Below are 14,253 nucleotides of genomic sequence, written 5' to 3'. Positions count from 1 at the left end.
TAATACCGCTCCACCGGCCAACCCAAGATCAGAGGAGCACGCCCGTGCCTTCATTCTCGAGCACCCTGGAACAGGCCATTCACGCAGCGCTGGCGCTGGCGAATGAACGCCGTCATGAATTCGCAACCCTGGAGCATCTGCTCCTGGCCCTGATCGACGAACCCGACGCCGCCCGCGTGATGCGCGCCTGTAGCGTCGACCTGAGCGAATTGCGATCCGCGCTGGTGGAATTCGTGGATGAGGACCTGGCAAATCTGGTCACCGACGTGGATGGCTCCGAAGCCGTGCCCACCGCCGCCTTCCAGCGGGTGATCCAGCGCGCCGCCATCCATGTGCAAAGCTCCGGCCGCACCGAGGTGACGGGTGCCAATGTTTTGGTCGCCATCTTTGCCGAACGTGAAAGCGACGCGGCCTATTTCCTGCAGGACCAGGAAATGACTCGCTACGACGCGGTCAACTTCATTGCCCATGGTGTGGCCAAGGATCCCGCCTATGGCGAGGCGCGCCCGGTTTCCGGCGCTTCCGAGCCGGAGGACGACGGGCTGACCGCCACCACCGAGGGCGAGAAGAAAGAATCGGCACTGGCGAAGTACTGCGTTGATCTGAATGCAAAATCGCGGGACGGTGACATCGACCCTCTGATCGGTCGCGACCAGGAGGTGGAGCGCTGCATTCAGGTGCTGTGCCGCCGCCGCAAGAACAATCCGCTGCTGGTGGGGGACCCCGGTGTCGGCAAGACCGCCATCGCGGAAGGGCTGGCGCGCAAGATCGTGGCTGGCGAAACGCCTGAGGTTCTGTCGGAAACCACCATCTACTCGCTCGACATGGGCGCCCTGCTGGCCGGCACCCGCTACCGCGGTGATTTCGAGGAACGCCTGAAGGCCGTGGTCACCGAGCTGGAGGACCACCGCGACGCGGTTCTGTTCATCGATGAGATCCACACCGTGATCGGCGCCGGTGCGACATCCGGCGGTGCGATGGATGCGTCGAACCTGCTGAAGCCTGCGTTGCAGGGCGGCAAGCTGCGCACCATGGGCTCCACCACCTATAAGGAGTTCCGCCAGCATTTCGAGAAGGACCGCGCCCTGTCGCGCCGGTTCCAGAAAATCGACGTGAACGAGCCGACGGTGGAGGATTCCATCGAGATCCTGAAAGGGCTGAAACCCTATTTCGAGGACCACCACGGCATCAAGTTCACCGGCGATGCGATCAAGACCGCGGTGGAGCTGTCGGCGCGTTACATCAACGACCGCAAGCTGCCGGACAAGGCCATCGATGTCATCGACGAGGCCGGCGCCGCGCAGCACCTGGTGGTGGAGGCCAAGCGCCGCAAGACCATCGGCGTCAAGGAGATCGAGGCCGTGGTCGCCAAGATCGCCCGCATCCCGCCCAAGAACGTGTCGAAAGACGACGCCGAGGTGCTGAAGGATCTGGAGAAATCCCTGAAGCGCGTGGTGTTTGGCCAAGACGATGCCATCACCGCCCTGTCCAGCGCCATCAAGCTGGCCCGCGCGGGCCTGCGCGAACCGGAGAAGCCGATCGGCAACTACCTGTTTGCAGGCCCCACCGGTGTCGGCAAGACCGAAGTGGCCAAGCAGCTGGCGGACCAGCTGGGCGTGGAGCTTCTGCGCTTTGACATGTCGGAATACATGGAGAAGCACGCGGTCTCGCGCCTGATTGGCGCGCCTCCGGGCTATGTCGGGTTCGACCAGGGTGGCCTGCTGACCGATGGTGTCGACCAGCACCCGCACTGCGTGCTGCTGCTGGATGAGATCGAGAAAGCCCACCCGGACGTCTACAACATCCTGTTGCAGGTGATGGACAACGGCCAGCTGACTGACCACAACGGCCGCACGGTGAACTTCCGCAACGTGATCCTGATCATGACCTCCAACGCCGGTGCGTCGGATATGGCGAAAGCCGCCATCGGCTTTGGCCGCGACCGCCGCGAGGGTGAAGACACCGCCGCGATCGAGCGCACCTTTACGCCGGAGTTCCGCAACCGTCTGGATGCCGTGATCTCCTTCGCTCCGCTGGGAAAAGAGGTGATCCTGCAAGTGGTCGAGAAATTCGTGCTGCAACTGGAAGCCCAGCTGATGGACCGCAATGTCTCGATCGAGCTGACCCGCAAGGCCGCCGAATGGCTGGCCGACAAGGGGTACGACGACCGCATGGGTGCGCGCCCGCTGGGCCGGGTCATTCAGGAGCACATCAAGAAGCCGCTGGCCGAGGAGCTGCTGTTTGGCAAGCTGACCAAGGGCGGCGTGGTACAGGTCGGCATCAAGGACGGCAAACTGGAGCTCCGTCTCGAAGGGCCGAGCAAGCCGCGCATTTCCGGTGACAAGCCGCCGCTGCTGACCGCCGAGTGATGCGCCTGACGGCATTGATCGCAACTATGACGCTCGCCGCGCCTGTCGCGGCGGGCGATTTCCGTTTGCAGTTTCCGGTGGACTGCACCTTGGGCGAGGATTGCCACATCCAGCAGTTCGTCGACCATGACCCCAGCCCCGAGGCCACCGATTTCACCTGCGGCAGCCTCAGCTATGAGGGGCACAAGGGCACCGACATCGCCCTGCCCTACCTGTCTGACATGCAGGCGGGTGTTCAGGTGCGTGCGGCAGCGGATGGTGTGGTGCGCGGGGTGCGCGACTCGATGGCCGATACCTATGCCACGGATGAAACCGGGGCCGCCATCAAGGGCAAGGAATGCGGCAACGGCGTCGTTCTGCGCCACGCCGACGGCTGGGAGACCCAGTACTGCCACATGAAACGCGGCTCGATCCGGGTGCAAAGCGGCATGAAGGTGCGCGCGGGCGATGTGCTCGGCGCGGTTGGGCTGTCGGGCAAAACCCAATTCCCCCATCTGCATCTGTCAGTGCGCCGCGATGGCGCTGTGGTGGATCCGTTTGCGCCCGCCAGCCCGGACCGCTGTGGCGCGCCTGCGCAAGGCACGCTGTGGGCGGAGCCGGCGCCCAGCTATCAGCCCGGCGGAATGCTGGGGACCGGTTTCAGCAGCGCGGTGCCGGAGTATGACACGATCAAGCAGGGCGACGCCGATCAGACCCCGCTGGCCGCGGATGCGCCTGCGCTGGTGTTCTGGGCCTATGCCTACGGGGGCCGCACCGGGGACAGGCTGGTGCTGTCCGTGACCGGTCCCGCTGGTGCGCTGGTCGATCAAAGCGCGACGCTGAACCGCAACCAAGCGCAATTCTTCCGCGCCGCCGGACGGCGGCTGCGCGGCGGCAGCTGGCCTGCGGGCCACTATACCGGCACCGCCCGGCTGCTGCGCAACGGGCAGGTGATCGACAGCGTCACCCACAGCATGGACATCCCACCGCGCTGACCCGCGCCGCGGCCACGGTATGGCACCTCCGCAGCCGCCGGGGCGCAAGCCCCGGCGGCTGCGCGGCCCAACAGGCAAATCGGCCCGATCAGGGTCGTGCGCCTGGCGGGAGCCCACGGCAAAACCGGAAGCGCACCCCTTGCGCCGCAGATTTGCTTCCCCTGGAAAACGCAATAGATCTAGACATGCCCTGCTGCCCGGCGGGGCCGCAACCCGTGTGTAACTAGTGTTCTGTCTCCGCACCGGAGCAGTCTGTCTCCAACAGTGAAGCGGGTTGCACCCCGCGGGGCAGTGCGCCGCGCGCCCGCTGATGTGCGCCAGTGATTTTCGCCCGGTGATTTTCACCAAATGGTTTGCTGCCGAGTTTTCCCTCCTGGCGCGCCAATCGGCCCGTCCCGTCGGTCCGCGGCGCAGCCACTCGGAGTCGGCGCGCTATTTCTCGGTGAACTTCAGTTCGATCCGACGGTTCTGGGCGCGGGCCTCGGGCGTGCCTGCCGTGTTCACCGGCTGATATTCCCCAAAGCCGTTCGCCGCCAGCCGCGACGGCGGCACCCCAAGCGCCTCGACCATGTACCGCACCACCGACAGCGCCCGCCCTTGGCTCAGTTCCCAATTATCGGCAAACTTGGGATGCGTGCCCAGCGGCGTGTCATCAGTGTGGCCGTCCACCCGGATGATCCAGTTGATCTCCGGCGGGATCGCCGCCACCACGCTTTGCAGGATCGACACCACCTTGGCTATCTCTACCTTGCCGGCCGGTGACAGGGTGGCACTGCCCGGCGCAAACAGCACCTCAGAAGCAAAGACAAAGCGGTCCCCCTGGATTTGTACGCCCTCCTGATTGCCCAGAAGGTCCCGCAACCGGCCAAAGAACTCAGAACGGTAGCGCTCCAGGTCCTGCGCCTTGCTGGACAGCGCCTCTGCCTCGGCTTCCAGGCGTTTGCGTTCGGCCTCCTCCAGAAAGCGGCGTTTGCGCTCTTCCGATGCGGCGCGGGCCAGCGCTGCGTTCAGATCCTGACCGAGATTCTGCATCTGCACCTGCTGCGCCGCATCGCGGTCCTGATAATCATCCAGCAGCGCTTGCAGGCTGCCCAACTGTTCACGCAGAGCCGCCACCTGCTGGTTCAGCAGCGCAGTTTCGCGGCGCGCCTCCTCGGACACGGCTTTTTCCTGCGACAGGGTCTCGCGCGCTTGCGCCAACAGGGCTTCACGTTCCTCGGCACGACTCAGGGTCTCTGCCACGCGGGCCTCGGCGGTCTCTTGCGCCGCCACCGCATCCAAGAGCCGCTGGCGCAGCACGTCCAGCTCATCCACGTCGGCCTCTGCCACCGACAGGGCCGCCCGTGCCTCGGCCAGATCGGCGGACAGCTGCGCCACCTCACTGTCGGCTGTCGCGCGCGCGGCTTCCAGCTGCGCCAGCTGCGCGTCCAGCTGTTTGCGCGCGGCCTCAGCTGCTGCCAGGAGGGTCAGCGTGTCCTCCGCCTCCTGCCGCTGCGCCTCCAGCGCCAGGGTCATCGCCGTCAGCTCGGCATCGGCGTCCTGCAATTTTTCGCGCAGGGCCTCGGCGGCAGCGGCTTCCAGCAACCGGGCGGATTCGGTCGCGTCGAGCCGCTCCTGCAAGCCGCTGATCCGTTCCGACTGCTGCGCGCCTTCGGCTTCGAGGCTGGAGATCAGCGCCTCCATTGCCTCGCGCTCAGAGGCCGCCCGGCGGGCCGCTTCGGCCTCGGCGTCGAGCTCATCGCGGGCCTGGGCCAGCGCAACGTTCAGGGCGTCCTGTTCGCTCAGCAATTCATCGCGCGCCGCCTGTAGGCTGTCGCGTTCCGCGCTGAGGTCCGCAACCCGCGCCTGCACCGCATCGCGGCTGGCAATCAGCGCCGCCACCTGCGCCTCAAAATCAGTGATGCGGGTTGTGGCCTCGGCCAGCTCCTCCGCCTGGCGGTCGCGTTCGGCGGACAGCGCCGCAATTCGACCCTGCGCCTGTTCCAGATCCGTCTGCGCGGTGTTCAACGTCGAGGTCAGCGCCCCCATCCGCGCCTGCAAGCGCCGGTTTTCGCGTTCTTCCAGGCCCAAGGCAGCAGCCAGTGCGCTCACCTCTGCCGACAGCTCATCCAGTTGGCTTTCCTGGCCGGTGATGGTCTCGCGCAGCACAAACTGCACCACCATGAAGATGGTCAGCACGAACATCAGCACCAGAAGCAGCCCGGTCATCGCATCCACGAAGCCGGGCCAGATCGACGCCTGAAACCGCTGTCCTGTGCGCCGCGACAGGGCCATGGATCACTCCCCCGCGCTGCGGTCGGAGACACCGCCGCGCGACAATCCGCGCGGGCGGGCAAAGGCCTTGATCATCAGGTCGATGTCCTTGCGCAACTCCGACAGGCTTTCCTGACGACCGGCCGAAATCTCTTCGAGGATGCGCAGCATCTGCACATCGATGGAGCGCAGCCGCATGCGGCTTTCGGCGTCGATGCCGCCCTGCTCGCTCTGCGCCCGCAGGATTTCGGTCAGCGCCTCCTGCCCCACTGCCACCCGGTCCAGCGCCGCAGTAACGGAGCCGGTCCGTTCCTGGCGGCGGTTCATGTCCTGGATGGTGTCCACCAGATCGCCCAGCTTCTGATCCACCGCCGCGCGCCCTTCGGAGGTTTCGGCAAACATCGCCTGCAACGCGTCCATCTGCTCGGCCATGGTGTCCAGCACCTGTGAAACCACGCTGCTGTCACCCGCCCCGTCCTCGCCCGAGGCAAAGCTGACGCGGGTGATCGAGGACAGCCATTCCTCCAGCTCACGGTAGAACCGGTTCTGGCCGTGGCCGGCAAAAAGTTCGAGCAAGCCCACGATCAGCGATCCTGCCAGCCCCAACAGGGACGACGCAAAGGCAACGCCCATGCCGCCCAGCTGCGCCTCGAGGCCAGTCATCAGGCGGTTGAAGACCGTCAGCCCGGCCTCCCCCTCTTGGGGCGCGAGGCTGCGGATGGTGTCGACCACCGCCGGCACGGTGGTGGCGAGGCCGTAGAATGTGCCCAGCAGGCCAAGGAAGATCAGCAGGTTGACGATATACCGGGTGATCTCGCGGTCCTCGTCGATGCGGCTGGCGACCGAGTCAAGAATGGAGCGGGTCGAGGCCGAGCCCAGCTGCATCCGCGCGCTGCGCGTTGCCAGGAGGGAGGCCAGCGGCGCCAGCATCGACGGCGGGCGGCGGTGCTCCTGGCTGTCGCCCGACGCAAATCGTTCGATCCAGCGCACCGAGCCGATCAGCTGCACCACCTGCCAGAAGCAGGCCAGCACGCCGATCACAAACACAAAGACGATAAAGCCGTTGAGCCAGGGGTTGGCCTCAAACACCGGCAGTACCCGCGGCAGGGCGACAAAGGCGCCGAAGCCCGAAAGCCCCAGCGCGATCAGCATCATGATGATCTGCCGCACCGGCTGTGAGAATTGCGGCCGCGTCTTGCGGTCTGGCTGCGCCATCGTCCTAGGTCCTGACCGGTTGTCTGCTCTTGTCTCGCTTGCAGCCTATAAGCAAAGTGCTTGCAGCGCCAAGGCTTTATGCGGTGATTTCCCGCACCCGCCGGGCCAGCCAGTCAAGGTCGACGTCATGCAGGCCGATTTCGGACAGATGGTCTGCGGTATTGTACAGGTATTCGGTGTTCGGCCCACGCCCGCCAACCGCATGGGCGATGATCCGGGCCTGCTCCTCCAGCCCCATGCCGCCGCAGTACTGCACGTGATCGGCATCGATCACATAGGTCACCGCCGTCACCCGCCTGCCATCGGCCAGTTCGACCTCCAGGTTTCGCTCCACATAGGCGGAAGAGATCAGCTCGCGTTCGCGCAGGTAGGTCAGGGTCTGCGCCTCCTGGCCCGGTTCCACCGCCATCGCCAGCCCCTTGCAATGCGCGCCCCGGACCTCATCCAGCGCCAGCACCAGGCCCGGATGGTCCTCGGTGCCGCGGTGGTGGATCGAGCTCATGCAGAAGGAGCGCGCGTAGCCATGCAGCACCGCCACCTCGCGCCGCGCCACCGGAAAACCGGGATTCCAAAGAAGCGATCCGTACCCGAATACCCACATCGTCATGCTGTCTGGCCCTTTCTGCTCTGCCCCTATAAACAGCAATCCCACTCCGGACAAAAGAGGTTAAGCAATGCGCCTGATGAAACTGCTGCTTGCCGGTTTGTTGCTGTGGAGCCTGTATTGGGCGGTGGCGGGCTGGGGCCTGCGCGCGGGGCTGGGCGCGTGGTTCGAGGCGCGGCGGGCACAGGGCTGGCAGGCGGAATACGCGACGCTGGATACGGGCGGCTATCCGTGGCGCCACAGCGCCCGGATCAGTCGGCCCGTGCTGGCCGACCCCGGCACCGGCACAGCGTGGCGCGCGGACTGGCTGGCGCTGGACAGCCCGGCGCTGTGGCCGGGCGCGCTGACTCTGCGCTTTGCGGACACGGCGCAGCGGCTGTCCTATCTCGATCAGACGGCGGTGATTGTGGCGCAGGATCTGACGGCGCAGCTGCATCTTGCGCCCGGCACGGCGCTGACGCTGGAGACGCTGGGGCTGACGTCCGGGCGCTGGCAGGTCACGATGGACGACCACAGGCTGCTGGCGGCGCAAACGCTGAAGCTGCGGATGGTGCAGACCGAAAGCCCTGAAACCTATCAGGTGCAGGCGCATGCCCGCGGTATGGTACCCGGCGAACACTGGCGGCGGCGGCTGGCCGCCGGACCGGAGCTTCCGGAGGCGCTGGAGACTCTGACGCTGCAAGCGGCGGTGACGTTTGACCGCCCCTGGGATCGCAGCGCGCTGGAACAGCGACGGCCGCAACCCCGCCGCATCGACCTTGCGCTGGCAGAGGCCCGGTGGGGCGCGCTGCGGCTGAAGGCCAGCGGCGCGTTGACGGTGGACGCGCAGGGTGTCGCCACGGGCGACATCGCCTTGCGGGCAGAAAACTGGCGCGAAATCCTGTCGTTGGCGGAACGCGGCGGCGTGCTGCCACCGGCGCTGCGCCGTTCGGCGGAGCGGGTGCTGGGCCTTCTGGCGCAGGCCGGTGGCAACCCGCAGCATCTGGACATTACCCTGGGCTTTGCCGACGACCAGGTGATGCTCGGCCCGCTGCCGCTGGGCCCGGCGCCCCGTCTGATCCTGCGCTGAACCGCCCGGCTGTGGGCGCAGCCCCGCCGCAAGCGGACAGGCGCGCGCAGCGCGCCGGGCCCAAGGCTGTAATAGGCCCGTCAGGGCATCTTCAGGCGCGGGAGCGTCCCCGTGGGTGCGCCGGTTTGCAGTCCCAGGGATCCGAGCTTCTGCTTCGCGCGTCGGGATATTTCGGCAAGAGGACGCCCGAGACCTAGCGGCAATAGGCGCCACCGCGGTGGCGGGCCACGTCGAGGTGGAAGTGATCGCGGTGGTAGCGGTCCGCCTCTGGCCCCAGCACGGTGCTGAAGGGACCGCAGGCGGCGCGCCAGATCTTCCTGAGCTTGCGGCGGGTCTTGCGCTTTTGCCAGCCGCGCAGCACGGTGATCGTCTCGCCGCTTTCCAGCGTGAAGCCGGAGATGTCGATCGCCCGCCCCCGGCCATGTTCCGAAATCTTCGCGCCGGGGCGGTTGTTGCGGGTGCGGCAGGCGTAATGGGCCGCCACCCGCAGGCCCACCACCCTGTTGCGACGACCAAAGGCGGTGGCCACTTCGCGGGTGATCCAGGTCTTCAGCGCGCGGGCCGTATCGCAGGTCATCAGCGACGCCTGGCTGAGCCGGACGCCAGAAATGGCGCGCACCCGAACCGCATCCTTGGCGCCGCAGCCGGGCAGCGCACCGGCCACTTCGCCGAAGGCGTCGCCCTGTATCTCCACATCGCCGCAGACCGACCCATCGCGCCGTTTCTTGCGGCCGAACAGCACCTCCGTTACATGCGCAACCTGCGGCATCGGCGCCGCGGCGGGCTGCGGCTGCGGGTCCGCGATTGCGGCGGGCGCCAGCAGCAGCGCCGCCAGCAGCGCGCCCGCGCGGATCATTTCTTCTGACCCCGGCCAAAGTCCGGCGCGTCGGTGTCCTGTCCCGCCTCGATGATGCCACGGCGGATGGCACGTGTGCGGGTGAAGTAGTCGTGCAGGTGCGCGCCGTCCCCGGTCCGGATGGCGCGCTGCAGGGCAAACAGCTCCTCGGTGAAGCGGCCCAGGATTTCCAGCGTTGCGTCCTTGTTGGTGAGGAATACATCGCGCCACATGGTCGGATCGGAGGCGGCGATACGGGTAAAGTCGCGGAAACCGGCGGCGGAGTATTTGATGACTTCGCTGTCGGTCACACGGCGCAGATCGTCGGCGACGCCCACCATCGTATAGGCAATCAGATGCGGTGTGTGCGAGGTGACTGCCAGCACCAGATCGTGGTGATCGGCGTCCATCTCATCGACGTTGGCGCCTATGCCCTCCCACAGGGCCCGCAGGCGGGCGGTGGCTTCGGGATCGGTGCCCTCCACCGGGACCAGCAGCGACCAGCGGTTGTCGAAAAGTTCGGCAAAGCCGGATTCGGGGCCCGAGTGTTCGGTGCCTGCCAGCGGGTGAGCGGGGACGAAATGCACGCCCTCGGGAAGGCGCGGCTGCACCGCGTCGATGACATGGCGTTTGACCGAGCCCACATCGGACACCGTCGCGCCCGGCTTCAGCACCGGTGCGATGTCGTCCATCACGGCCCCCATCGCCCCCACCGGCACACAAAGCACCACCAGATCGGCATCCTGCACCGCCTCGCGCGCGCTGTCGCAGACGCGGTCGCACAGGCCGATGCGGCGGGCTGTCTCGCGGGTCTCGCTGCTGCGGGCGAACCCGGTGACCTCGCCCGCAAGGCCAGCGCGCTTCATCGCCCAGAACATCGAGGAGGCGATCAGCCCCAGCCCGATCAGCGCGACACGGTCGTAAACCTGGTCGCTCATGCCTGACCCTCTTTAAAGGATTTCACGGCGGCGGCCACACGGCGGCAAGCGGCCTCATCTCCGATGGTGATGCGCAGTGCGTTGGGCAGCTTGTAGCCCGCCACCCGGCGCACGATCAGACCCTGCGATTGCAGATAGTCGTCGCAGGCCTCTGCTTCGTCCTGGCTGCCGAAGCGGGCGAGAATGAAGTTGGTGCTGGAGACATCCGAGGGCACCCCGAGTTCCGCCAGCGCATTGGCCAGCCAGCTCCGCCATTTGGCGTTCTCGGCGCGGCAGTGGACGAGGTAGTCGGTGTCGCGCACCGCGGCCTCTGCCCCGGCCAGTGCCGTGCTGGAGACGTTGAAGGGGCCGCGCAGGCGGTTCAGCACGTCGATGATCTCACGCGGGCCATAAGCCCAGCCAATGCGCGCACCGCCCAGTCCGTAGATCTTGGAAAAGGTGCGGGTCATCACCACATTGCTGCGCGCGGCGATCAAAGATGCGCCGCCGTCGAAGCCTTCGACGTATTCGGCATAGGCGCCGTCCAGCACCAGAAGCGCGCCCGCGGGGATGCCATCGGCCAGCCGGGCGACCTCGCCCGCGCTGATCATGGTGCCGGTGGGGTTGTTGGGGTTGGCGATGAACACCAGACGGGTGCGGTCTGTGCAGCCTTCCAGCAGCGCATCCACGTCCGTCACGCGCTCGTGCTCGGGCACCTCCACCGGGGTGGCGCCAGCTGCCAGCGCGCTGATGCGGTACATGGCAAAGCCGTGTTCGGTGAACAGAACCTCATCCCCCGGTCCGGCATAGGCCTGGCAGAGAAAGGCGATGATCTCGTCGCTTCCAGCGCCGCAAATGATCTGCTCGGGCGCCAGCCCGTGAACCTCGCCGATGGCCTGGCGCAAGGCTGCATGATCCGAGCTGGGATAGAGGTGCATATTGGCCGCCGCGTCCTGCATCGCCTGCACCGCGCGCGGGCTGGCGCCAAGCGGGTTCTCGTTCGAGGAGAGCTTCACCACGTTGCTCACCCCCGCCACATGGGCAGCCCCGCCCTGATACAGAGCAATATCCATGATGCCGGGCTGCGGTGTGAGTTTGGTCATAATACGGGCTCCGATAATTCCTGCCCGTCATAACGGGCCAAGGCGGGCTGGGGAAGCACCAAGATGCCGCCCCTCCGCCCCGGCCCGACCGCCACCGTCAGGCGACCCGTGCCTGAAACCGCGCCGTTTCGGGATCGGCACCATAGCGCGGCGCGATGTCGCCCGCGCGCGCGCTCAGCGCGTTGACGCTGTCGATGATGTATTGCGCGGTCTCTTCCGACATCAGGTAGGAAAAATTCAAGCGCACCCAGCCGGGCTTCTTCATTTCCTCACCCGCCTGAAGATCGTTGAACAGGGCGGCAGATTCGGCCTCGCCTATGCCCAGAAGGCGGTGCGCATATGGCCCGGCGCAGGCGCAGCCGCCGCGCGCCTGGATGCCACAGACATCGCTGAGCATGCGGGTGAAAAGCTGCTGGTGCACCGGCGTCCCTGTGGCGTCCGTCACCAGGAAGGAGAAAATCGGCAACCGGTGCGCCGCGCGGGGGCCAAGGATGCGCAGCCGCGGATTATCGGCCCAGCCGTCCCAGGCCATCTGCGCATAGCGTGCTTCGCGGGCTTCGATCTCGGGCTTGCCGACGGCCTCCTTGACCAAAAACGCCAGGGCCGCCCGGATGTCGCCGATCACATTGGGGGTGCCCGCCTCTTCCCGCGCGGCAAGGTCGCGGCTGTACTCGTGATGCCAGGGCGACACGAAGCTGACGGTGCCCCCACCGGGCCAGGACGGGCAGCGGCGGCGCACCGCGGCGCTGTTGACGACGAGCACGCCAGAGGCGCCGGGGCCGCCGGGAAACTTATGCGGAGAGACCACCACGGCATCCTTGCGCGCGGCACCCTGCGCGCCCATGTCGATCGGCAAATACGGGCCGCCACCGGCAAAGTCCCAGACTGCCAGCGCGCCGTGTTCGTGCAGCAGGCGACTGACGGGATCCGGGTCGGTGAGAATACCGGTGACATTGGAGGCGGCAGAAAAACTGCCAATTTTCAGATCGCTGTCAGCATGATCCAACAGCGCGCGCGTCAGCGCTGCCAGATCAACACCGCCCTCCGCGGCCTCGGGGATTTCGACAACGGTGGCTTTGCTTTCCCGCCACGGCAGAATGTTGGAGTGATGTTCATAGGGGCCGACGAAGACCACCGGGCGCACCGCCTCGTTGACACCGAGCAGGCTGACCAGCCGGTTCAGCCCGGCAGTTGCGCCGGAGCCGGTGAAGATCACCGCGTCCTGCTCCATGGCGCCGGTCAGGCGGGCGATCTCGCTGCGGGCCGCGCGGCGCAGGCGGGTCATGTGGGAGCCGCAGTAGGAGGCCTCTGTGTGCGAATTGGCATAAAAGGGCAGCACCGCGTCGGCGACGAAATTCTCAACCTGGCGCAAGGCGCGACCTGAGGCGACGTAATCGGCATAGACCAGCGGCACCTCGCCATCGAGACCGGGGATCATCGTGCCCTCGCCGATCAGCCCCTGCGCGAGGCTGCCGTCCTGTGCGGCGGTTACGATGAGGTGCTTGAATGCGGACAGGGTCATGTGGTGCCTCCGTTGTGCTGCGGGGACATCATGAACGCCGGAAGGCGGAAAAAGTTTATCAATCTCTGAGTGGCTTGCTTCAACTATGTGTCGTATGATCTACAGATGAGTCAAACGATAGATCAAATTGACCGCAGCATTCTGCGGGCACTACAACTGGACGCCAGCCTGTCCCAGCGCGAGCTGGCGGAAAAGGTCGGGCTGTCGCAGAATGCCTGCTGGCGACGACTGAAGGCGCTGAACGACAGGGGTCTGCTGCAAGGTTCCACCGCGCGGATCGACCGGGCGGCGCTGGGATTGGATCTGGTGGTGTTTGTAATGCTGCGCACCCGGCACCATTCGGCGGACTGGTTGCAGCGCTTTCGCCGCCACGTGCTGACCATTCCCGAAGTGGTGGATTTTCACCGCATCGGCGGCGATTACGACTATCAGCTGAAGGTGGTGACCCAGGACATGGCCAGTTATGACAGGGTGTATCAACGCCTGATTGCGGGCGTCGAACTGGACAGCGTGACGTCTTATTTCGCGATGGAAGCGATTGCTGAGGCGCGACCGCTGCCATTGTAGGCAGGGATGGGGGCGCTGCCCCCGCGGCCTGCGGCCGCTCCCCCGGAGTATTTCAAACCAGAAAGAGGGTGCGGCATCGAATGTCGTTCGGCGCGCGCCGATCAGTGACCGAAGGCACTGTCCTTCATCCATGACGGGCGCTTGCCCTTGGGGCCCATGCGCATGTGAAGGCAGGCGGTACCGAGCCGCTGAAAGTACAGGATGTCCACCGGATACCAGCCCGCCGCTGGCACCTCGACCTCGGTCTGGATGGTGCTGTCGCAGGATTGGCGGCCGTCGAACTTTCCGACCACCTGGCCGCCGATGCGGGCCAGCAGCCCGTCGTTGGTCAGGAAATCGATGGTGTGAACCCCTGGCTTGTCCAGCCGCACGTAGCCGGTGATGCGCGCCGCCACATGCATCGCGCGTTTGGAGGTCAGGGTCGGCTCGCCCTCGGCGGTGTCGCGATTGTCGAGACCGGCAATGGGGCGGCCGGGCTCGCCATAGGATTTCAGCGCCCATTCCGCCTGCGCCAGGGATTTCACGTCCTGCGGGTAGGCATAGGTCACCGCCAGCCCTGGAGAGACCGACCCGGGCTGTGGGCTCGCGGGCGTCAGCTTTAGCGGGGCCGCAAAGGCAGCGGCGGCGGAGAAGGCGATTACGGCGGCCGAGACCGCCCCTGCAATGAATTTCATCCTACACTCCCGGTCTGGTTTTGACCCAAGCGTAGAGCCATCCGCCGCGGCCCACCATAAGAAACTTGCGTTTCGCCACGTTCCGGCGCGTTGCCGCCACGAAAAAGGGCCGCCCCGCAGGACAGCCCTTCCAGCCAGATGCCCGATGGGG

Annotated in this window: 11 protein-coding genes and 1 pseudogene; 4 read left to right on the top strand and 8 right to left on the bottom strand. The window is 66.3% G+C overall.

The window, feature by feature from the left end:
* Positions 1–44 precede the first annotated feature (44 nt).
* Together clpA and AC0IPL_RS05895 are read left to right on the top strand one after the other, a co-directional pair.
* Positions 45–2,369 carry an ATP-dependent Clp protease ATP-binding subunit ClpA gene (gene clpA / locus AC0IPL_RS05900; RefSeq protein WP_474272733.1) on the top strand — a complete coding sequence of 775 codons (2,325 nt, stop codon included), beginning with the start codon at positions 45–47 and terminating at the stop codon, positions 2,367–2,369.
* Positions 2,369–3,343, top strand: a complete 975-nt coding sequence (locus tag AC0IPL_RS05895) for a M23 family metallopeptidase (RefSeq protein ID WP_474272732.1) — start codon at positions 2,369–2,371, stop codon at positions 3,341–3,343. The genes clpA and AC0IPL_RS05895 overlap by 1 nt, the downstream gene beginning before the upstream one ends.
* Before the next feature lie 432 nt (positions 3,344–3,775).
* On the opposite strand, the gene AC0IPL_RS05890 is transcribed toward AC0IPL_RS05895, so the two are convergent.
* The 3 genes from AC0IPL_RS05890 to AC0IPL_RS05880 all read right to left on the bottom strand — a co-directional run bounded on the left by AC0IPL_RS05890 (position 3,776) and on the right by AC0IPL_RS05880 (position 7,418).
* The gene (locus AC0IPL_RS05890; protein WP_474272731.1) at positions 3,776–5,617 is read right to left on the bottom strand and encodes a peptidoglycan -binding protein; all 1,842 of its coding nucleotides are present in this window, start codon (positions 5,615–5,617) and stop codon (positions 3,776–3,778) included.
* A gap of 3 nt (positions 5,618–5,620) precedes the next feature.
* The gene (locus AC0IPL_RS05885) at positions 5,621–6,811 is read right to left on the bottom strand and encodes a biopolymer transporter ExbB (protein ID WP_474272729.1); all 1,191 of its coding nucleotides are present in this window, start codon (positions 6,809–6,811) and stop codon (positions 5,621–5,623) included.
* Between the two features lie 76 nt (positions 6,812–6,887).
* Positions 6,888–7,418, bottom strand: coding sequence for a gamma-glutamylcyclotransferase (locus AC0IPL_RS05880; RefSeq protein ID WP_474272728.1), 531 nt, complete (start codon positions 7,416–7,418; stop codon positions 6,888–6,890).
* Between the two features lie 67 nt (positions 7,419–7,485).
* On the opposite strand from AC0IPL_RS05880, the gene AC0IPL_RS05875 reads away from it, so the two are divergent.
* Positions 7,486–8,484 (top strand): DUF2125 domain-containing protein, encoded by a 999-nt coding sequence (locus AC0IPL_RS05875; protein WP_474272727.1) that lies wholly within the window; start codon positions 7,486–7,488, stop codon positions 8,482–8,484.
* Between the two features lie 193 nt (positions 8,485–8,677).
* On the opposite strand, the pseudogene AC0IPL_RS05870 reads toward AC0IPL_RS05875, so the two are convergent.
* The 4 genes and pseudogenes from AC0IPL_RS05870 to AC0IPL_RS05855 all read right to left on the bottom strand — a co-directional run.
* Positions 8,678–9,355 (bottom strand): annotated as a pseudogene (locus AC0IPL_RS05870) (extensin-like domain-containing protein); the annotation flags it as partial.
* Entirely contained in the window at positions 9,337–10,257 is a 921-nt protein-coding gene (locus AC0IPL_RS05865; RefSeq protein WP_474272726.1) for a prephenate/arogenate dehydrogenase family protein, read from the bottom strand. The pseudogene AC0IPL_RS05870 and the gene AC0IPL_RS05865, both read right to left, overlap by 19 nt.
* Positions 10,254–11,339: a histidinol-phosphate transaminase gene (gene hisC / locus AC0IPL_RS05860; protein ID WP_474272725.1), complete on the bottom strand. Its 1,086-nt coding sequence runs from the start codon at positions 11,337–11,339 to the stop codon at positions 10,254–10,256. Before hisC ends, AC0IPL_RS05865 begins: the two co-directional genes overlap by 4 nt.
* A 97-nt stretch (positions 11,340–11,436) precedes the next feature.
* Positions 11,437–12,861: an aminotransferase class V-fold PLP-dependent enzyme gene (locus AC0IPL_RS05855; protein ID WP_474272724.1), complete on the bottom strand. Its 1,425-nt coding sequence runs from the start codon at positions 12,859–12,861 to the stop codon at positions 11,437–11,439.
* 105 nt (positions 12,862–12,966) lie between these two features.
* On the opposite strand from AC0IPL_RS05855, the gene AC0IPL_RS05850 reads away from it, so the two are divergent.
* Positions 12,967–13,428 carry an Lrp/AsnC family transcriptional regulator gene (locus tag AC0IPL_RS05850; protein ID WP_474272723.1) on the top strand — a complete coding sequence of 154 codons (462 nt, stop codon included), beginning with the start codon at positions 12,967–12,969 and terminating at the stop codon, positions 13,426–13,428.
* Between the two features lie 101 nt (positions 13,429–13,529).
* On the opposite strand, the gene AC0IPL_RS05845 is transcribed toward AC0IPL_RS05850, so the two are convergent.
* On the bottom strand, positions 13,530–14,102 hold the full coding sequence (locus tag AC0IPL_RS05845; protein WP_474272722.1) for a PA14 domain-containing protein: 573 nt from the start codon (positions 14,100–14,102) through the stop codon (positions 13,530–13,532).
* Positions 14,103–14,253: the final 151 nt, after the last annotated feature.

The organism is Leisingera sp. SA32, from assembly GCF_056033425.1.
This window is presented reverse-complemented; position numbering and strand designations above follow the sequence as displayed.